The organism is Asticcacaulis sp. AC460 (assembly GCF_000495795.1).
Taxonomy (GTDB): domain Bacteria; phylum Pseudomonadota; class Alphaproteobacteria; order Caulobacterales; family Caulobacteraceae; genus Asticcacaulis.
The window spans coordinates 15,414-33,364 of sequence record NZ_AWGD01000047.1 but is presented as its reverse complement, the minus strand read 5'-3'; the positions used below and the strand labels follow the sequence as shown (position 1 = coordinate 33,364).

Annotated in this window: 17 protein-coding genes; 12 read left to right on the top strand and 5 right to left on the bottom strand. The window is 61.9% G+C overall.

Going from position 1 to position 17,951, the window contains the following annotated elements; genetic code table 11:
- The 6 genes from ABAC460_RS47525 to ABAC460_RS47500 all read left to right on the top strand — a co-directional run.
- Positions 1 to 2,284 (top strand): 2-oxoglutarate dehydrogenase E1 component (locus tag ABAC460_RS47525; protein ID WP_023455968.1); only part of this gene is annotated, 2,284 nt, incomplete at its 5' end.
- 84 nt (positions 2,285 to 2,368) lie between these two features.
- Positions 2,369 to 3,589: a 2-oxoglutarate dehydrogenase complex dihydrolipoyllysine-residue succinyltransferase gene (gene odhB, locus ABAC460_RS47520; RefSeq protein ID WP_023455967.1), complete on the top strand. Its 1,221-nt coding sequence runs from the start codon at positions 2,369 to 2,371 to the stop codon at positions 3,587 to 3,589.
- Between the two features lie 118 nt (positions 3,590 to 3,707).
- A complete protein-coding gene (locus ABAC460_RS47515) occupies positions 3,708 to 4,589 on the top strand; it encodes a hypothetical protein (protein ID WP_235075866.1) in 882 nt (293 codons plus the stop codon).
- A gap of 103 nt (positions 4,590 to 4,692) precedes the next feature.
- Complete coding sequence (locus tag ABAC460_RS47510) at positions 4,693 to 5,232, top strand: hypothetical protein (protein ID WP_023455965.1); 540 nt, start codon at positions 4,693 to 4,695, stop codon at positions 5,230 to 5,232.
- 93 nt (positions 5,233 to 5,325) lie between these two features.
- Positions 5,326 to 6,735 carry a dihydrolipoyl dehydrogenase gene (lpdA, locus tag ABAC460_RS47505; RefSeq protein WP_023455964.1) on the top strand — a complete coding sequence of 470 codons (1,410 nt, stop codon included), beginning with the start codon at positions 5,326 to 5,328 and terminating at the stop codon, positions 6,733 to 6,735.
- A gap of 194 nt (positions 6,736 to 6,929) precedes the next feature.
- Positions 6,930 to 7,661, top strand: coding sequence for a hypothetical protein (locus tag ABAC460_RS47500; protein WP_023455963.1), 732 nt, complete (start codon positions 6,930 to 6,932; stop codon positions 7,659 to 7,661).
- Between the two features lie 2 nt (positions 7,662 to 7,663).
- Here the strand turns inward: ABAC460_RS47500 and ABAC460_RS47495 are convergent, their stop codons facing one another.
- Together ABAC460_RS47495 and ABAC460_RS47490 are read right to left on the bottom strand one after the other, a co-directional pair.
- A complete protein-coding gene (locus ABAC460_RS47495; protein WP_023455962.1) occupies positions 7,664 to 9,928 on the bottom strand; it encodes a hypothetical protein in 2,265 nt (754 codons plus the stop codon).
- Between the two features lie 212 nt (positions 9,929 to 10,140).
- Positions 10,141 to 10,815 carry a ferredoxin gene (locus tag ABAC460_RS47490; RefSeq protein WP_023455961.1) on the bottom strand — a complete coding sequence of 225 codons (675 nt, stop codon included), beginning with the start codon at positions 10,813 to 10,815 and terminating at the stop codon, positions 10,141 to 10,143.
- 370 nt (positions 10,816 to 11,185) lie between these two features.
- Between ABAC460_RS47490 and ABAC460_RS47485 the strand changes: the two genes are divergently transcribed.
- On the top strand, positions 11,186 to 11,518 hold the full coding sequence (locus ABAC460_RS47485) for a DUF2794 domain-containing protein (RefSeq protein WP_023455960.1): 333 nt from the start codon (positions 11,186 to 11,188) through the stop codon (positions 11,516 to 11,518).
- 64 nt (positions 11,519 to 11,582) lie between these two features.
- Here the strand turns inward: ABAC460_RS47485 and ABAC460_RS47480 are convergent, their stop codons facing one another.
- Positions 11,583 to 12,326, bottom strand: coding sequence for a Bax inhibitor-1/YccA family protein (locus ABAC460_RS47480; protein WP_023455959.1), 744 nt, complete (start codon positions 12,324 to 12,326; stop codon positions 11,583 to 11,585).
- Positions 12,327 to 12,459: 133 nt separating this feature from the next.
- Here ABAC460_RS47480 and ABAC460_RS47475 point away from each other — a divergent pair, with 133 nt between their 5' ends.
- From ABAC460_RS47475 to ABAC460_RS47465, 3 genes are read left to right on the top strand one after another with little or no spacing between them, the layout of a single operon-like run.
- On the top strand, positions 12,460 to 13,494 hold the full coding sequence (locus ABAC460_RS47475) for an aldo/keto reductase (protein WP_023455958.1): 1,035 nt from the start codon (positions 12,460 to 12,462) through the stop codon (positions 13,492 to 13,494).
- A 42-nt stretch (positions 13,495 to 13,536) separates the two neighbouring features.
- A complete protein-coding gene (locus ABAC460_RS47470) occupies positions 13,537 to 14,043 on the top strand; it encodes a hypothetical protein (RefSeq protein WP_023455957.1) in 507 nt (168 codons plus the stop codon).
- Positions 14,040 to 14,834, top strand: coding sequence for an HpcH/HpaI aldolase/citrate lyase family protein (locus tag ABAC460_RS47465; protein WP_023455956.1), 795 nt, complete (start codon positions 14,040 to 14,042; stop codon positions 14,832 to 14,834). Before ABAC460_RS47470 ends, ABAC460_RS47465 begins: the two co-directional genes overlap by 4 nt.
- Here the strand turns inward: ABAC460_RS47465 and zapE are convergent.
- A complete protein-coding gene (gene zapE, locus ABAC460_RS47460) occupies positions 14,818 to 15,927 on the bottom strand; it encodes a cell division protein ZapE (protein WP_023455955.1) in 1,110 nt (369 codons plus the stop codon). The two genes, ABAC460_RS47465 and zapE, sit on opposite strands and share 17 nt — an antisense overlap.
- A 160-nt stretch (positions 15,928 to 16,087) precedes the next feature.
- Between zapE and ABAC460_RS47455 the strand changes: the two genes are divergently transcribed.
- Positions 16,088 to 16,351, top strand: coding sequence for a hypothetical protein (locus ABAC460_RS47455; RefSeq protein ID WP_023455954.1), 264 nt, complete (start codon positions 16,088 to 16,090; stop codon positions 16,349 to 16,351).
- A 3-nt stretch (positions 16,352 to 16,354) separates the two neighbouring features.
- On the opposite strand, the gene ABAC460_RS47450 is transcribed toward ABAC460_RS47455, so the two are convergent.
- Positions 16,355 to 17,206, bottom strand: a complete 852-nt coding sequence (locus tag ABAC460_RS47450) for an NAD(P)/FAD-dependent oxidoreductase (RefSeq protein ID WP_235075865.1) — start codon at positions 17,204 to 17,206, stop codon at positions 16,355 to 16,357.
- A gap of 242 nt (positions 17,207 to 17,448) precedes the next feature.
- Here ABAC460_RS47450 and ABAC460_RS47445 point away from each other — a divergent pair, with 242 nt between their 5' ends.
- The gene (locus tag ABAC460_RS47445; protein WP_031237613.1) at positions 17,449 to 17,862 is read left to right on the top strand and encodes a response regulator; all 414 of its coding nucleotides are present in this window, start codon (positions 17,449 to 17,451) and stop codon (positions 17,860 to 17,862) included.
- The last annotated feature ends 89 nt before the right edge of the window (positions 17,863 to 17,951 follow it).

Here is a 17,951-nt window from a genome sequence, read left to right as displayed (position 1 = left end):
CGCCATCCTGAAGAAGCTGATCGAGACCGAGGGTTTCGAACGCTTCTGTCACCGTCGCTTCCCCGGCACCAAGCGTTTCGGCCTCGATGGCGGCGAAGCCATGATCCCGGCGCTGGAGCAGATCATCAAGCGCGGCGGCGCCCTGGGCGTCAAGGACATCATCTTCGGCATGGCCCACCGTGGCCGCCTCAACACCCTGGCCGGGGTGATGGGCAAGCCGTACCGCGCCATCTTCCACGAATTCCAGGGTGGTTCGACCCTGCCGACGGACATCGAAGGTTCGTCGGACGTGAAGTACCATATGGGCGCCTCTTCGGATCGCGCCTTCGACGGCAACAACGTCCATCTCTCGCTGACGGCCAACCCGTCGCACCTGGAAATCGTCAACCCGGTCGTCCTTGGCAAGACGCGCGCCAAGCAGTCGTTCCACCACAAAGCCAACCCGGCTCTGCTGGCCGGTGAAAAAGGCCCTGACCGCGGTAGCGCGGTTGGCCTGCTAATCCACGGCGACGCGGCCTTTGCCGGCCAGGGCGTCGGCATGGAGTGTCTGGCTCTGGCGGACCTGAAAGGGTACAAGACCGGCGGCACCATCCACTTCATCATTAACAACCAGATCGGCTTCACCACCAGCCCGCGCTTCTCGCGTTCGTCCCCCTATCCGTCCGACGTCGCTTTGATGGCCCAGGCGCCGATCCTGCACTGCAACGGCGACGATCCCGAAGCCGTGGTCTTCTCCGCCAAGATGGCGACCGAATTCCGCCAGAAGTTCGCCAAGGACGTCGTCATCGACATGTTCTGCTACCGGCGCTTTGGTCACAACGAAGGTGACGATCCCACCTTCACCCAGCCGATCATGTACGCCAAGATCAAGGACCATCCGTCGACGCGCGACCTGTACGCGCAGCGCCTGATCAAGGAAGGTGTCTGCACCCAGGCGGAGTACGACCAGTGGCTGAAGGACTTCGACACCTTCATGGACGAGGAGTTCGACGCCGGTAAGGCCTATCGTGCCACCAAGGCCGACTGGCTGGACGGCAAGTGGTCGGGCCTGGGGCTGCCGGAAGAGGACGAACGCCGCGGCATCACCGCCGTGCCGCGCGCCAAGCTGGTGGAGATCGGCAAGAAGATCACGACCATTCCGAACGACATCGATGCCCATCGCACGCTGAAGCGCGTCATCGAAGCGCGCCAGCAAATGATCGCCAGTGGCGAGAACCTCGACTGGGCGACGGCGGAATCCCTGGCCTTCTGCTCGCTGCTCGACGAGGGCTTCCCGGTGCGTCTGTCAGGCCAGGACTCAATCCGTGGCACCTTCTCTCAACGCCATTCCGGCTTCATCGACCAAACGACCGAAGAGCGCTACTTCCCGTTCAACCACATCCGTGAAGGCCAGGCGCTGTACGAAGGTATCGACTCGGCTCTGTCGGAAGAGGCGGTTCTGGGCTTCGAATACGGCTACTCGCTGGCCGACCCGAACACGCTCACCCTGTGGGAAGGCCAGTTCGGCGACTTCGTCAACGGCGCCCAGGTCATCATCGACCAGTTCATCAGTTCCGGTGAACGCAAGTGGCTGCGCATGTCCGGCCTGGTCATGCTGCTGCCGCACGGCTACGAAGGCCAGGGTCCGGAGCACTCCTCCGCCCGCCTCGAACGCTTCCTGCAGATGTGCGCCGAAGACAATATGCAGGTCGCCAACTGCACGACGCCGTCCAACTACTTCCACATCCTGCGCCGCCAGATCCACCGGCCCTTCCGCAAGCCGCTGATCCTGATGACGCCGAAGTCGCTGCTGCGTCACAAGAAGGCGGTCTCGCAACTGAGCGAGATTTCGGAAGGCTCGTCGTTCCACCGCGTGCTGCATGACGATGCCGAGCGCCGTCCCGACGTCGCCGGCCTCAAGCTGGTGCCGGACGACAAGATCCGCCGCGTCGTGCTGTGTTCGGGCAAGGTCTATTACGACCTCCTGGAAGACCGCGAAAAGAAGCAGATCAAGGACATCTACCTGATGCGCCTGGAGCAGTTCTATCCGTGGCCGATGAAGTCGCTGATGACCGAACTGGGCCGCTTCCCGAACGCCGAACTGGTGTGGTGCCAGGAAGAGCCGAAGAATATGGGCGGCTGGGCTTTTGTCGATCCGTGGCTGGAACTCACCCTGGACCGCCTGAAGGTCAAGGCCAAGCGGGCGCGCTATGTCGGCCGCCCGGCCTCGGCCTCGACGGCTGCCGGCCAGATGAGCCGCCACCTGAAAGAGCTTGAAACGTTCCTCAACGAAGCCTTCGCGTAACCATTCCCCAACACGCCGCTCCCGATCGCGGGAGCGGCTCCCTCTATCTGCGCTTTATGAGCGCAAACAAAATGGAGCCTAACTATGGCTGATATCCTTACTCCCGTGCTGGGGGAATCCGTTGCCGAAGCCACCGTCGGCCGTTGGACCAAGAAGTCCGGCGACACCGTCAAGAAGGACGAGGTCCTGGTCGAACTCGAAACCGACAAGGTCGCTCTGGAAGTGTCTTCGCCGGCCGATGGCGTCCTGACCATCCTGGTCGCCGAAGGTGAAACCGTCACCCCGGGCACGGTTCTGGGTTCCGTCGGTGGCGCCGGTGCTGCCGCTGCACCCGCCGCTCCGGCCGCCGCGCCGGAACCTGCGCCGGCTCCGGCCGCTGCACCCGCTCCGGCGCCCACCCCGGCTCCGGCCTCCAGCGACAAGCCGCTGTCGCCGGCCGTCAACCGCATCGTCTCCGAAACCGGCCTCGACCCTAACAAGGTCGACGGCACAGGCAAGGACGGGCGCATCACCAAGGGCGACGCCCTGGCAGCCCTGTCCGGCGGCACCTCCACGGCTGTGGCCCAGGCGCCTGTCGCTGCCACGGCCGCGCCGCGCGCCCTGGGCGCCCGCGAAGAGCGCGTGAAGATGACGCGCCTGCGCCAGACCATCGCCCGCCGCCTGAAGGAGTCGCAGAACACCGCGGCCCAGCTGACCACCTTCAACGAAGTCGACATGTCGACCATCATGAATGTGCGCAACGCCTATAAGGACGCTTTTGAAAAGCGTCACGGCGTCAAGCTCGGCTTCATGTCGTTCTTCGCCAAGGCCGTGGTCGCGGCGCTGAAGGACATTCCGGCCGTCAACGCCGAGATCGACGGAACCGACATCATCTACAAGAACCACTATGACCTTGGCGTGGCTGTTGGCACCGAAAAGGGCCTGGTCGTGCCGGTTCTGCGCGATGTCGACACCCTGTCCCTGGCCGGGATCGAAAAGGGCATCGGCGCGCTGGGCAAGCAGGCCCGTGACGGCACTCTGTCGCTGGATCAGCTCCAGGGCGGCACCTTCACCATCACCAACGGCGGCATCTACGGTTCGCTGATGTCGACCCCGATCCTGAACATGCCACAGGTCGCCATCCTCGGCATGCACGCCATCAAGGACCGCGCCATGGTCGTCAATGGTCAGGTCGTGGTTCGTCCGATGATGTACCTGGCCCTGTCCTACGATCACCGCATCGTTGACGGCAAGGAAGCCGTGACCTTCCTGGTCCGTGTCAAGGAAGGCCTGGAAGATCCCCAGCGCTTCGTGCTCGAGGTATAAAAGTACGACAAATTCGACACATTAAACCCGCCGGTTCGCCCGGCGGGTTTTTTGTTATGGCGCATGCCGCCGGGATGAATTAGTCTATTCAAAATAGTTATTTTCGGGGATGAAAACAGTGAAAGTCCAAAGTCTCGTCGTCCAGAGTCTTGCCTGGTGTCTGGTGGCGGCTGTCGCATTTGGGGGAACGGCCCAGGCGGCGGGGCGCAAGAAGGAGCTGAACAGCAAGGCCAGCTATACGCAGGTCGACGCCGTCAAGGGGCAGGGGCATGTCACCGCCGCCATGACCACGCCGATGCTGGAACTGCTGCAAAAGGCCGACGTCCAGCATCCCGAATACATGCTGCAATATGGCCTGGCGCTGGATCTCGGCCGCCCCTCGGAAGCGTATCGCCTGGCCCAACCCGACAAGGAGCGCCTCAAGAAGGGCTACCGCGAGCTCCTGGACCTGTACATCACGTCGAAAGACAAGTTCGATATCGAGTTCAACGAAGACGCCATGCTGGATGAATCCGAGTTCTGGATCTATCTGGCCAAGCACGTCGGCCGCCGCAAGAACCAGGAGCAGACCAACGCTTCGCTGGGCATGGGCAATGACCCAGCCGCCGGCAGTACGGGCTTCTTCGTGCCGCAGACCTTTGGCAATGACGACGACACGCTCAATCTGAACCAGGACCTGATCCTGAAGCCCGGCATGGTCAATGCCGCGACCACCTGCGCCCAGTCGGCCAATGCCTTTGCGCGCATGGAAAAGGCCCAGAAGGTCGATATTGCGGCCACCAAGCTGACGCCGGACCAGTTTGCCAAGGTTCAACAAGACGCTGTTCGCGTGTACCAGACCAGCTACCAGCAGGGCGTCCTGGCCTGTGGCGGCAGGGATTTCTTCAACCAGACGGTCGATTTCTCGCGCCAGAACCTGGGCCTGCTGGGAACGTTGCAGGAAAACCCGGCGGCCATCCTGGCGACCATCGCCGAACCCGACGAGGATAAGGCGGAGTAGATCCGTCGGACGGGTATTGCTCTCCTTGCATTGGCCCTTTTGACGCCCCCGTTCCGATCGGTTACTATGGTCTTAACCATATGTGAAAGAGGGAACGGGGATCATGAAATACGTACGCTGGTTTCTGGTAGCGATCGTCGTCGCCTATGCCGCCTGGATCGCCTTCCCGGTCGCCAAGGCCTTTCTCTTCCCCGATCAGGGCGAGCCCACCATCGCCGCCCGCACCATGGATCAGAGCGACTATTCCGGTGGGTTCAACGATACGTCCGGCATGACCCAGGGCGCGCCGGACATGAACTCCATCCAGGGCGAAACCGCCGTCGAAGCCGTCCAGACCCAGAACACACCGGTTATCGGCCTGTGGGGCGCCGTCGTCTTCCTTTACCTCGTCGCTGCCTGGCTGCATGCGAACGGCAATGTCCGTGCCGCCTTCACCTACCTGCTGGGCTTCGTCGCCGACCTGATCCTGACCTATATCACCAACGGATCGGCCGGTGGCGGCATCATGGACAAGGTTTTCTCCATCCTGTCGGGCTGGGACCCGCGCTATGTCATCACCCTGGTGGCGCTGGTGCTGGGCTTCCTCATCTACATGTCGCGCCGCCGTCCACAGCTGAAGATATCCGGAGCCCTTCCGGCCTAAAAAAGCACGTCCCGGGCCGTAATTGGCTTGACCTTACGGCGTCACGCTCCTAACTCACGGGCAGCATTTATCCTTGATGGGGAAGGGCCCAACATGGCTGACGACCTGAATTTCGACGTGGTGATCATCGGCGGTGGTCCCGGTGGCTACAACGCGGCGATCCGTGCCGGACAACTGGGCTTGAAGACCGCCATCGTCGAATCCCGCGGCATGCTGGGCGGCACCTGCCTGAACGTCGGCTGCATGCCGTCGAAGGCCCTGCTGCACGCCTCGGAACTGTTCGAAGCCACCACGACCGAATTCACCACCATCGGTATCGAGGTCCCGGCGCCCCGGCTGAACCTGGTCCAGATGATGAAGTCCAAGCAGGACAGCGTCACTGCCCTGACCAAGGGCGTCGAATTTTTGATGAAGAAGAACAAGGTCACCTATTTCATCGGCAAGGGCTCGATCGCCGGCGCCGGCAAGGTCACTGTGACCGCCAATGACGGCTCGACCCAGTCGCTGGCTACCCGCAACATCGTCATCGCCACCGGTTCAGAACCGACCCCGCTGCCTGGCGTGCCGGTCGACCAGAAGTCGATCGTCGACTCCACCGGTGCCCTGTCGCTGGCGGCGGTGCCGAAGTCGCTGGTCGTCATCGGCGCCGGCATTATCGGCTTGGAACTGGGTTCCGTGTGGCGCCGCCTGGGCGCCCAGGTGACCGTGGTCGAGTTCCTCGACCGCATCACGCCGGGCATGGATACCGAAGTCGCCACCGCCTTCCGCCGTTCGCTGGAAAAGCAGGGCATCACCTTCAAGCTGGGCACCAAGGTGACCGGCGCGGTGCCGGGCGCCAAGGGTGTTGAGCTGACCCTGGAACCCGCCGCCGGTGGCGCCGCCGAAAAACTGTCGGCCGATGTCGTGCTGGTGGCCATCGGCCGCCGTCCCTTCACCCACGGCCTGGGCCTGGATACGGTCGGCGTTGCCACCGATCCGCGCGGCTTTATCCCGACCAATCATTTCAAGACCTCGGCGCCGGGCGTCTGGGCCATTGGTGACGTTATCCTGGGGCCGATGCTGGCCCATAAGGCGGAAGAAGATGCCGTCGCCTGCATCGAACTGATCGCCGGCAAGGCCGGTCACGTCGACTACAACCTGGTGCCGTCGGTCGTTTACACCGCGCCGGAGGTGGCCTGGGTCGGTCAGACCGAAGACCAGATCAAGGCGTCGGGCGTGGCCTACAAGACCGGCAAATTCCCGTTCATGGCCAACAGCCGCGCCAAGATCAACCATGAGACCGACGGCTTCGTGAAGTTCATCGCCGACGCCAAGACCGACAAGGTTCTGGGCGTGCATATGATGGGTCCGCAGGTCGGCGAAATGATCGGTGAAGCCTGCGTGCTGATGGCGTTCTCGGGCGCTTCGGAAGACCTGGCGCGCATCTGCCACCCGCACCCGACGCGCTCCGAAGCCGTTCGCCAAGCGGCCATGGGAGTCGAAGGCTGGACCATGCAGGCTTAAAGAAAATGGGTGATGCTGGCCTGCAAAAGGCCGTCTTCTGCGCTTCCGGTGCTCACGTACTGAAGTACGCTCCGCTCCGGTTCTCGAAGCCAGCCTTTTTCGGCTCAGCCTGACCCATTTTCGAGAAACCCTCTGTACGAAATGCGGCGCCGGGCTCATAGTTCCGGCGCCGTTTTCTTTTGGGGGGGATTCCGATGCGTGCGTGGATGATGATGGCTGCCGTCCTTGTGGCGACGCCTGCAGTGGCTGAGGATAAGGTGGATCGCGAAGCGGCCACGGCTCGAGCGGCCGAGTTTGTGCCGCTGATCGAGCCGGCCATGACCGCACCGATGGCCGAGTTGTACCAAAAGGCCCTGGCCGGCGGTCAACGCGACAAGTGGACCTATGCCTTGGCCGTCTATCCCGGCCGCGAGAACATGGAGTCGGTGCCTCCGGCGCAGCGGGCCATCCATCTCGACTATATCCGGCGGGTGAACGAGGCGAAGGCGGCCTATCACAAAAAGCATCCCCGCAAGGATATTTCTGACATGTCGATGAGCGACTTCGTCAAGCCGACGCCGGAAGAGGAAAGCGCTGCAAGACTGGTCTACCTGATCCACGACAAAGATTTCTGGTTCGGACAGGCAGGGTCCGGTACGGCCGTCGTCCAGAGCCGGCAATGCCTGGATGCCATCTATCAGGACCTGGAAAGCGCCGACATGGTGGAGCAGCTGATGGCAGGCATCGGCGGCATCGTGACCTCGTCGGAAACCGGCGAGACCGGCAGCATCGCCGACGTCCTGGGTGAGCTCGAAGAGGGTGAAAAGACCGATGAAGATCTGGATCAGGAAGCCCTTTGCGGTGGCGCGGAGGCTTATGCCAATGGCCGCAAGCTGATGAAGCCCTGGTTCCGCCCGACCATGACCATACAGGTCACGACCAAGTAAAATCAGGGTTCCAGGATCATATACATGGTCGTCACGGGCAGGGTGACCAGGGCGCCGTTGGCGGCCGTGGTCACGTCAACCGTGCCTGTCGCCATGCCATTGGCATCCAGCAAGGTCGCCCGTTTCAGACCGCGGTTGCTCAGGCGGATGCCGAACTGGCTTTCGGCCACCAGCCACGGCGCGCCGCCATGGTTAGTGATCTGGCGGCCGGTGACCGTCTTGCCATCGGCGTCGGTCCAGGTGGCGTCCGTATCCGCCCACCCCGTCGGCCGGGCTTGGGTGCCGACCTGGACCAGCACCTTGCGACTGTCGCGCAGTGGCTGGCCGTCCAGGCTGACGACCAGGATGGTGCCGTAACGATTGCCCGCGGCAATTTCGACATCGCTCAGATTGAAGTGACCGCGCTTTTTCAGGAAACCGGTGACGCCCTGGGCCTTGGGCGTATCCAGCCAGGCAATACCGTCGCCGTAGTTCCAGGTCAGGGCGCCGCCCTGGCTGGTGACCGTGGTTTTGCTTGCGTCGATCTGCCGGGCCAGGTCGGCGACTTCGTCCGCAGCGGCAGAGTCGTAGGTGACCTTGACCGGACCGGTCAGGTAAGCGAGGGGCGACACGGTTCCGGCGCCGCCCCTGGTATAGGGTGCGCCGTCGCGGTTGGGGTCGAAGCCACCCTCCTCGGCGATCAGCGGGATGTCGCGCCGCCACAGCTCGTCCAGGGTACGGTGTTCCACCACGGCCGCCGGCGCCGGGTCGATATAGCCCTGGCGATAGATCAGGGCGGCTGCCGGGAATTGGCCCAGGGTCATGGGCGAGTTGGCAATCCACTTGCCGATCGATGGCAGGTAGCCGTTGGCGCTGCGCGGCTGGTCCCACGACCCCTTGCCGCCAAGATGGAACCAGTAATAGGCGTCGACCCCGCCCAGTGACTGCATGGCCGAGATCAGGAAGGGCGCCTCGCTCTCATAGGCGGTCGGCGGCACCCACAGCGACTCCGTCACCATCATCGGATGGCCGGTGGGTTGTTTGACCGCCAGGGGGAAGCTGCCCGGATCGGTCAGGGTCGAGACGTCGGTATAGCGATCGCCGGTTTTGATCGCCCAGCCGGCCGTGTCGCTTTCGTGGCGGCCGGTGACATAGCGATTGACGGCGATCACGTCGGTCGAGGTGTAGCTGTAGCGTTCGGCGTCGTTCAGCCGCTCCATGCTGGCCGTGCGCCAGTTGCCGGCATTGATCAGGCTGGTCACCGCCAGTTCGTAGCGCAGCCAGTGCTGCATGCCGCGATTGAAGCGGTACATGGTGTGCGTGAGGAATTGCGTCGTGTCGGCGTAGCGACGCCCCAGGCCGCCTTCGGGCTGGGCCTGCGTCAGTTCATAGATGTTGGGCAGGGCCATCATGCCCTTGTCGGCCCGGTCGGGATTGGGCGCGCCCCCGGCCTCGGCGCCGTCCCAGGCCGCTTTGGCGGTTTCCAGAGAGGCGTATTTCTGCTTCAGCCAGTCGCCGAATTCGTGTTCCAGCTGGTCGCGGTCGGCGCCCTGAATCTGGTTGAAGGTCCAGAACAGCAGCGAATCCTCGTTCTGAATCTGGAAAATGGCGACGGCAGGTTCTTCGCGCAGAGCCTTGCCGGTATAGGGATTTTCACGCAGGAACAGGGCGTCCATCCAGCTGCGGTAGGCCTCGATCATCAGCGGATCGTAGAACAGCAGGCCAGTCGTGCTGTCGGCCTTTGGATTGCGCGGCAGCGGCCAGTTGGGCTGGGTGCGGGCGCCGTTGTCGTCGTGCATGCGGTCGAAGAAGGCCCAGTAGGGCGAGACGGTGACGTAGATGCCTTCCTTTTTCATGGCGGCGATCAGGTAAAAAAGCTGGTCGAGGGCCTTTTCGTTGATATCGGTGATGTTCGAGTCGCGCCGGTCGGTCGGCGCCAGGTCGCCGTGCCAGCGGACCATGTTGACGCCACGCTTGGCCAGGAAGCGGGCCATGCGGTCGATGTCGTCGTGGCTGCCTTCGGCGGAAACGGTGCCGCCCCAGAAGCGGATGGTCTGGCCGTCGGCGCGGACGAAGCTCTCGCCGTCGTCGCTGAGGCGGATAAAGCCGTGCTCGCCGGCGTAGGCTTCGTTGAGAGAACGCAGGTCGAGCTTCGATGCCGGGTCGAAGCTGTCTTCCGGCGGTGCAAAGGCCCACCAACCCTGGTCGGCAACCGGCGCAACGGTTTCGGCGGCGGCTGGCGCGGCGATAAGGGCCAGGGTGAGGGCGAGGAGAGGCAGACGTGTCATGGCGGGCAGGTTGAGCCTAGCTCCAGGTTTCGTCAATCCGTATTGGTTTCAAGTGAGACACCCTCCGCCGTCACAACGAAATCTCTGCAAAGGGTGGCCCACAGATAAGCGGGAAAAGCCATATGGAGAGAGTTAACGCTCCGTATTCATTTTCGATAGCGCGTCGCGCGGAATGATCACTCGTGATCTGCGCAAACATGCCGGCATCGCCGTCAATCGGGGGCCGGCTGGCCGGGCAGGCCTTTGTCAAACTCGTCCTGGCTTAGCCATTGGACATCCGAGACGATTGGCAGATCCTTCAGCCAGTGGTGGATCAGGCGGGAAAAGCCGCGTTCCCCACGGTGCGCCGCCTTGAGACGGAACAGAAACATGTCGTCGGCGATCCGAGTGACCGTGAGGGCGTGCCAGTCTTCATGCCACGTGATCTGAACCATAACCCCGTGCTCGGACTCAGTGAATTGTGAAAAGCGGTAGGACGGCCTGCCTTCGTAGTAGTCCCGCGACATAAGCGGCTTTTCAAACAGCTGCGTCAACAATGTCCAGGTGGTCATGCCGGGCGCCGTCACGCGCGCGACATTTCGCAGGCGTTGTTCGAAGAACCGCCGCGTCGGGTTGTCGACCGAGCACCATTCACCGGTCTCGACCAGCCGGCGAATGACCTCGCGGTCTTCGCCGCGGTAATGGATACAATCGACTTCCTGGCTGTTCATTGCCAGAAGAGTCCGGTCCAGTTCGTCCGGTGTTTGTGGCTGGCGGCTGACGTAACATTGCTGGTCGTCCATAGTGAAATGGTCCGGCGCGATGTCGATGGGTATATTGCAGGTGAGACAACACTTGTCTTCGACATAAAAGTCGCCCGGTACGTTCTTCGGATATGGCGTTGGCATGGCATCCCCTTTGCGGGCCAGCCTATCCCGTCGGCAGATACAAAAAAAGAGCCGCTGCGGTGAGGCAGCGGCGTTTTAAGATTGTTCTCAGGGGAAGAAACGTCTGCCGGCCGAGGTGATGCCCAGTTCCAGGGGCTGGGGGGGCTGTTCAGGGGAGGAACGGAGCGCCTCGGCCGACACCCATAATATGGCGGCGCAACACGGCCCCAAAAGGGCTGAAATAAGGTCATTATGGGACGAATAAATTTCTTGCCTGTTGCCGCGGAGGCTCACTTTATAAGGATTCGGACAACGCCGATTTTACTTGCCAAAAACCGCGGTGCGGGCGTTTAATCGCCTTATTCGTCTTGTGGTGAGACCGTAAGAACGCATGAGTATTTCCGATTTGGGCATGGTTCCTGCCAAGGGACCTATCTTCTTCGACCGACGCGAACTGGATCAGATCCTGCGCGTTTACGGCCGCAAGGTCGCCGCCGGCGACTGGCGCGATTACGCCATCGACACATTCCCCGATGCTGTGTCTTTCAATATTTTCCGCCGCTCGTCCGAGGCGCCTTTGTACCGGATCGAAAAGCGGCCTGCCCTGTCGCGGCGCCAGGGGGCTTTCGCCATCTTCAACCAGGCGGGTATGATTCTGAAGCGCGGCCGTGAGCTGGGGCCGGTCTTGACGGTGCTGGATAAGACGAAGTTCGACGTGATTTGACGCATGAAAAAACCCCGGACGTCGCCGTCCGGGGTTTCATGTCTTCGGTCTGGACCGTCCGGGCTTAGCGGCCGCGGAACAGGTTCAGGATGCTGATGAACAGGTTGATGAAGTTCACATACAGCGACAGGGCGCCGATATAGGTCAGGGCCGCACGCTGCTGCTGACCAATCGAACCGACGGCATAGTACATCTGCTTCAGCGACTGGGTCTGATAGGCAATCAGGGCCGAGAAGAGCAGGACGCCGATGGCCGAGATAGCCATCATCATCAGGTCGCTCTTGAAGATAAAGGCGTTGGCCAGCGAGGCGATGATCATGCCGATGACCGCGGCGTACATGAAGCCGCCCCAGCCGGACATATTGATCTTTGTGGTGTAGCCGATGATGCTGACCACGCCGAAGGTCGCGGCGGTGATAAAGAAGACCTGGGCGATCGTCATGCCGGTAAAGAACAGGAAGATCGAAGCCAGGGACACGCCCATGACCGCCACGAACACCCAGTAGAAGGCGCCGGCGACTGCCGCGTTCAGGCGGTTCATGAACATGCCGGAGGCAAAGCTCAGAGCCATCGGGGCAAAGGCGAAGATATAGCCCAGGATGGTCGGGCGGATGGAATTGCCGTCGATCTGAAACAGCAGATTGATCAGGGCCGGCGTATTGGCCACGGCCCAGGCCAGAGCGCCGGTGACCACCAGGCCCAGCGCCATTTTCTGATAGATGCCGAGCAGGAAGTTGCGCAGGCCCATATCCTTGGCCTGGGCTTCCGCTGAGGGCATCGATACGTAATCGGTGTCCATGTCGTTCATAGGTCTAAACCCTGTGTTCCTGTGTGACGGCAGGCAGGTGTGCCTAAGCCGATTACTGTCAATATGGGACTGGATTACCTGTGTGGCAAGGGGTATTCGGTGACGTGAACCGTATGTGACCCGGAGGTTTTCCATGAAATATTCGCCACTTGGCCGTACCGGCCTCCAGGTTTCGCGGGTTTGCCTCGGCACCATGATGTACGGCAGCCAGAATACCGAGGCTGAAGGCTTCGCCCAGATGGACTACGCCGTAGAGCGCGGGATCAACTTCTTCGACACGGCCGAGGCCTATGCCATCCCGCCGCGACCGGAAACCCAGGGCGCGACCGAGCGCATCATCGGCAACTGGTTTGCGGCACGTGGCAACCGCGACAAGGTCATTCTGGCGTCCAAGATCGCCGGCCGCGCCGACGCCATGACCTGGATCCGCAAGGGGCCGCGCCATACCCGCGACCATATCGATGCTGCGGTCGAAGCGTCGCTGACGCGGCTGCGGACTGACTATATCGACCTGTATCAGCTTCACTGGCCCGACCGGCGCTACAGCGGGTTTGGGTTTCATGAATATCACGACTATGACGGCGATTATGAGGATTTTCAGGCCATTCTCGAAAGCCTGGATCGCCATGTGAAGGCCGGCCGTATCCGCCATATCGGCGTGTCGAACGAAAGCCCATGGGGGGTGATGAAGTTTCTGGGCCTGGCCGAACGGGAGGGTTTGCCGCGGGTGGCGTCGATCCAGAACTGCTATAACCTGGTGTCGCGGACGTTCGAATATGGTCTGGCGGAGGTGGCATTACGTGAGCAGGTCGGGTTGCTGGCCTATTCACCGCTGGCCCAGGGCTATCTGACCGGCAAGTACCGGCATGGGGCCTTGCCGGCAGGAGCGCGCAAGACGCTGTTCCAGCGGCTGAACCGCTATGAAGGTCCGGGTGGTGACGAGATGGTCCACCGCTATGTCGATCTGGCGGCTCTGGTCGGGGTGACGCCGGTGCAGTTGGCATTGAAGTTCATCGACAGCCGGCCGTTTACGACCTCGACCATCATCGGCGCCAGCACCATGGCGCAGTTGAAGGACGATATCGACGCTTTCGAGATCGACTGGACGCCGGAGATCGACCGGGCGGTGTCGACCTTGCATGCCGGCCATCCCAACCCTTGCCCTTAGACCCGGGGCGGGCGTAGGGTGGCGCAAACGCGGAGAGATCCCATGAAACGCCTATGGTTGTTGCCCCTGCTGTTCGCCGCCTCGGCCGTTTCCGCCCAGACCCCACCGGGCTGCGACACGCCGGAAAGCCATCAGTTCGACTTCTGGGTCGGCAAGTGGGAGGTCTTTCCGGCCCAGAAACCGGATCTCAAGATCGCCGACAGCCTGATCGAAAAGCTTTATGCCGGTTGCGCCGTGCGCGAAAACTGGATGCCGCTTCAGGCGGCTGGCGGTGGCAGTCTCAATGCCTGGGTGCCCGGTGAAGGCAAATGGCGTCAGACCTGGCTGGATTCCTCCGGCACCTTTGCCGATTTCAAAGGTGGATGGAACGGGACGGCCATGGTGATCGAAGGGGTGTGGCCGCAACCGGGCGCCCCCAACCAGATGACGCGTATGACCTATACGCCGCATGCCGACGGCAGCGTCGAACAGGCCGGCGAAACCTCCGACGACGGTGGCAAGACCTGGACGGCCAGTTTCGACCTGATCTACCGCAAGGCCGCGTCGTGAGATTCCGTTCCGTCCTGTTTATTCCCTGCGGCAATCCGCGCGCCATGGCCAAGGCGCCAGGCCTGCAATGCGATGCCCTGATCTTTGATCTGGAAGACGCTGTCGGTGACCTGGAGCGCGATGCGGCTCTGGTTGGACTGGCGCAGATCCTGAAAGGGACGTTTACCGCAACGACCGTGCTGGTCCGCATCCACCCGCAATATCTCAACGCCATCCATCGGGCGTTGAAGGACGCCACCTTCGACGGGATCGTCATACCCAAGGTCAACGGTACCGAGGATGTCCGCGCCGTCATGATGGCCTGGCCGAAAATGCCGGTCTGGGTAATGATCGAGACGGCCGAGGGCGCCGCCAATCTGTGGGAGATCGCCGGATTACCGCTGAAGGGCTTGATCGCCGGGCCCAACGACCTGCGCAAAGACCTGCGCACCCGGCCGATGTCCGGCCGTCAGGACATCGTGTTCGCCCTGTCGCAGATCGTGCTGTTCGGCCGGGCCAACGGCAAGGTCGTGCTGGACGGGGTCTACAACCAGTTCCGGGACATGGAAGGATTTGCGGCGGAATGCGAGCAGGGCCGCAGCTTGGGTTTCGACGGCAAGACCCTGATCCACCCCGACCAGGTCGCGCCGTGCGAACAGGCGTTCGGACCGTCGCCGGACGAGATCGCCTGGGCGAAGGCGGTGGTGGCCGCGTTCGAAGGCACCGACGCCGGGTTACTGGCCGTCAATGGTGAGATGGTTGAGCGGCTGCATCTGGATCAGGCCAAAACGCTGCTTAGTTCGCGCGGTTGAGATAGTCTTCCGAACGCATTTCTTCCAGGCGTGATACGGTCCGTTCGAATTCGAAGGCGCCATCGCCAGAAGGATACAGCTGAGCCGGTTCGGCCGCCGCCAGCAGCACGGTCTTGGTCGAGTCTTCGTAGAGGGCATCGACCAGGCTGACGAAGCGGCGGGCTTCGTTGCGGTTGGCCGGCGACATAATCGGCACGTCTTCGATAAACACGGTGGTGAAACGTTCGGCGATGGCCAGGAAGTCGGCCGGGCCGTTATTGGCGCCGCACAGCTCGGCAAAGGTCGCCCGCAGCAGCGGACCGGCGGCTCGCTTGAAGGCAATCTTGCGTTCGTTGACTGTGAGGACGCATTCCATCTCGGTGTTCAGTCGCGTCATGTCGGCCCACAGCGTCTCGAAACCGGCGCGGCTTTGCGGATCGGTCGACGGGAAGAAGTAGGTTTTCGCCCCGCGCAGGCGGTCGAGGCGGAAATCGCGCGGACCGGCGACCTGGACGACCTGCAGCCGTGTCTTGATCATGTCGATGAAGGGGACGAACAGGTCGCGGTTCAGCCCGTTCTTGTACAGGTCTTCCGGCGGCCGGTTGGAGGTGGTGACCAGGACGACCTTGTTGGCGAACAGGGCTTCGAAAAGCCGGCCCAGAATCATGGCGTCGGCTATGTCGGTGACCTGAAGCTCATCGAAGCACAGAAGCTGCGAGCGTTTGGCGATCAGCTTGGCCGCGGGGGCGATCGGGTCGTCGCCCTTATGAGTGCCGAAGATCTGTTTGCGCGTGGCGGCGTCGCTTTCGCGCCACTTGCGGATCAGGTGGTGAACTTCGGACATGAAGGCGTGGAAGTGGACCCGGCGCTTCGCCTTGACGTGGGCATTGTGGTAGAAGATGTCCATCATCATGGACTTGCCGCGGCCGGGCGGGCCCCACAGGTACATCCCAAAGCATTTGGGCCGGATACCGAACAGGAAACGCAGCCACGACCGGCTGTGACGGATGCGCTGCTCCAGCTTGAACAGGGCCTCGATCGCCGCCTTCTGCGCCGGATCAGCCTTCAGTTCGCCTGTTTTAAGCAGGCGTTTGTACTCGCTGCGGATACCCATGATACGTTCGGTTACTGTCCTTGTGCCGGGCTGTATAGGCCCGGGCCCCACCGTTTTCCAGACGGGTTATAGCAAGCCCGGCTCAAGATGACGTTAAAAATGCTGCGGGTGCGTCGGGTTTGCGCTATTATGTGGGAAACGGGGAACAGGGGGTGTTGAGATGGAAGCACTGCTTTCGCTCTGGTCGCAGTACACGGTGATCGCCGAAATCACGGGTGCTGTCTTCTTTTTTGTCGTCCTCTTCAGCGCGAGATGGAAGGGGCAATCATGGGGCCAAAGGCTGTGGCGCGCCGTGAGCGAGTGGTATTGCTGGGACCCGCTGTTTTCCCCGAAACCGCAATATGAGCGGGAAGAAGAGGCCGAGCGCGCGAGATTGGCGAAGCGCGATGCCCGTAAACCCGGTCGGTTGACGGATTTCGAATAGGGCCTACCCCGCCAGCTTTTTCGAGATCTGCTTGGCGACCTGGACACCATGGGCCGAGGCCGTGGTCACGCACGGGTGCCAGAAGTCGGTAACCTCACCGCAGGCATAGACCTTGGCAAGGCTGGTCTCGCCCAGCCGATTGACGGCGACATAGCCGTTCTCCAGTTCCGGCTCCAGGCCCGGCGGCAGGACGGCCTCAAAGCCGTACAGAACCCCGAAGGCATCGAAGGGTTCGCCGTTGACCGTCAGGGCTTGTGGGTCGGCGGCATAGTTGCCGGTCACGACCTTCACATCGCGGATCATTTCCTGCAGCAGTTTCTGCGCGCGCGGGGCCGACCGCGAAAAGATCACCGGGACACCGCCGCGTTCGGCCACAAACCGCGCCTGATCGAAGGCATTGTCGCCGCCGCCCAGTATGGCGATGCGCCGGCCCTTGACGTCGAGCGATTCCATGGGCGTGCCGGGTCCGATCGCCACCCGGGCCGACGCCGTAAATCCGCCGGCGCGCGGTTTCGAACCTGTGGCGATGACCAGATAGGGCGCCGTCAGGCTGCCGGCCGGAATCCCGACCGTATAGTCGCCCCACACGCCCAAAGCGGGACAGGTGGTACGGGTTTCAACGCCTAAGGCTGCGGCATGGTCGGACAAGTGTTGCGCCACCTGCTGACCGGTCTTGCCCTGGACGCCCGGTATCCACAGGTTCTCATAGGGCGACCAGGTTTGCAGCCCGCCCAGACGTGGGGAGGCTTCCAGCAGGACCGCCCGCACGCCCAGCTTTTTGAGCCAGATAGCGCAGGAAACGCCCGCCGGGCCGCCGCCGATTATGATCACCTGAAGCTGCATATTTTTCGCCATTTTAATGCCGACACATATTGTAGCAATTCGCAACTTTTCGTGATCGGCCTTATGTTAACCCTTGGCCAGGCACGGAATATGCAACGATTTCAACGTTTAGCGTCCATTTTCCGCAATTTGGAAAATAAAAAAGCAATGTGGTTGTTCAGGCTTGGCTAACCGCACCCTTATATAACATAATTACGACGGCGCGATTCCAAGGAACAAAGTAGCAGCGCCGCGTAACAGTGAGGAATAACAAAGTGAGACTTTTGTGCGTTGAAGACAACTCGACCCTGCGCAAGATGATCGATCTGATGCTGGCTTCGACCGGCATCGATGTGGATTTCGCGCAAAACGGCCAGGAAGCGGTCGAGGCCTATCAGGTCAACGAGTATGATGCCGTCGTCATGGACATGGAAATGCCCGTGATGTCCGGTCTGCGTGCGGCGCGTGAAATTCGTCAGATGGAAGATGGTTTCCATCTCGACTACACGCCGATCCTGTTCCTGACGGGGCATGAGGGTGAAAGCCATGTCGACCAGGGCTTTGAAGCCGGCGGCGACGGCCACCTGACCAAGCCCTTCACCTCGGAAGCGCTGATCGGCGCCATCGACAGCGTTCTGAAGACCCGTCATCATGATGGCCTCGGACAAATGCTCCGGGCCATGCGTTAGTATAAATCGCGCCAAAACAGGCGCGTAACCCCAGTTGCCTCTTGTCAAAATGGGCCAAAAGGTCCATGTGCGCGCGTGCGCTTTATGCG

Coding starts and splice junctions, on each gene's coding strand:
- lpdA (WP_023455964.1), top strand. CDS start 5,326: ATGGCTGACGACCTGAATTTCGACGTGGTGATCATCGGCGGTGGTCCC.
- ABAC460_RS47475 (WP_023455958.1), top strand. CDS start 12,460: ATGAAATATTCGCCACTTGGCCGTACCGGCCTCCAGGTTTCGCGGGTT.
- ABAC460_RS47490 (WP_023455961.1), bottom strand. CDS start 10,815: ATGCCAACGCCATATCCGAAGAACGTACCGGGCGACTTTTATGTCGAA.
- zapE (WP_023455955.1), bottom strand. CDS start 15,927: ATGGGTATCCGCAGCGAGTACAAACGCCTGCTTAAAACAGGCGAACTG.
- ABAC460_RS47470 (WP_023455957.1), top strand. CDS start 13,537: ATGAAACGCCTATGGTTGTTGCCCCTGCTGTTCGCCGCCTCGGCCGTT.
- ABAC460_RS47500 (WP_023455963.1), top strand. CDS start 6,930: ATGCGTGCGTGGATGATGATGGCTGCCGTCCTTGTGGCGACGCCTGCA.
- ABAC460_RS47495 (WP_023455962.1), bottom strand. CDS start 9,928: ATGACACGTCTGCCTCTCCTCGCCCTCACCCTGGCCCTTATCGCCGCG.
- ABAC460_RS47450 (WP_235075865.1), bottom strand. CDS start 17,206: ATGGCGAAAAATATGCAGCTTCAGGTGATCATAATCGGCGGCGGCCCG.
- ABAC460_RS47455 (WP_023455954.1), top strand. CDS start 16,088: ATGGAAGCACTGCTTTCGCTCTGGTCGCAGTACACGGTGATCGCCGAA.
- ABAC460_RS47480 (WP_023455959.1), bottom strand. CDS start 12,326: ATGAACGACATGGACACCGATTACGTATCGATGCCCTCAGCGGAAGCC.
- ABAC460_RS47510 (WP_023455965.1), top strand. CDS start 4,693: ATGAAATACGTACGCTGGTTTCTGGTAGCGATCGTCGTCGCCTATGCC.
- odhB (WP_023455967.1), top strand. CDS start 2,369: ATGGCTGATATCCTTACTCCCGTGCTGGGGGAATCCGTTGCCGAAGCC.
- ABAC460_RS47485 (WP_023455960.1), top strand. CDS start 11,186: ATGAGTATTTCCGATTTGGGCATGGTTCCTGCCAAGGGACCTATCTTC.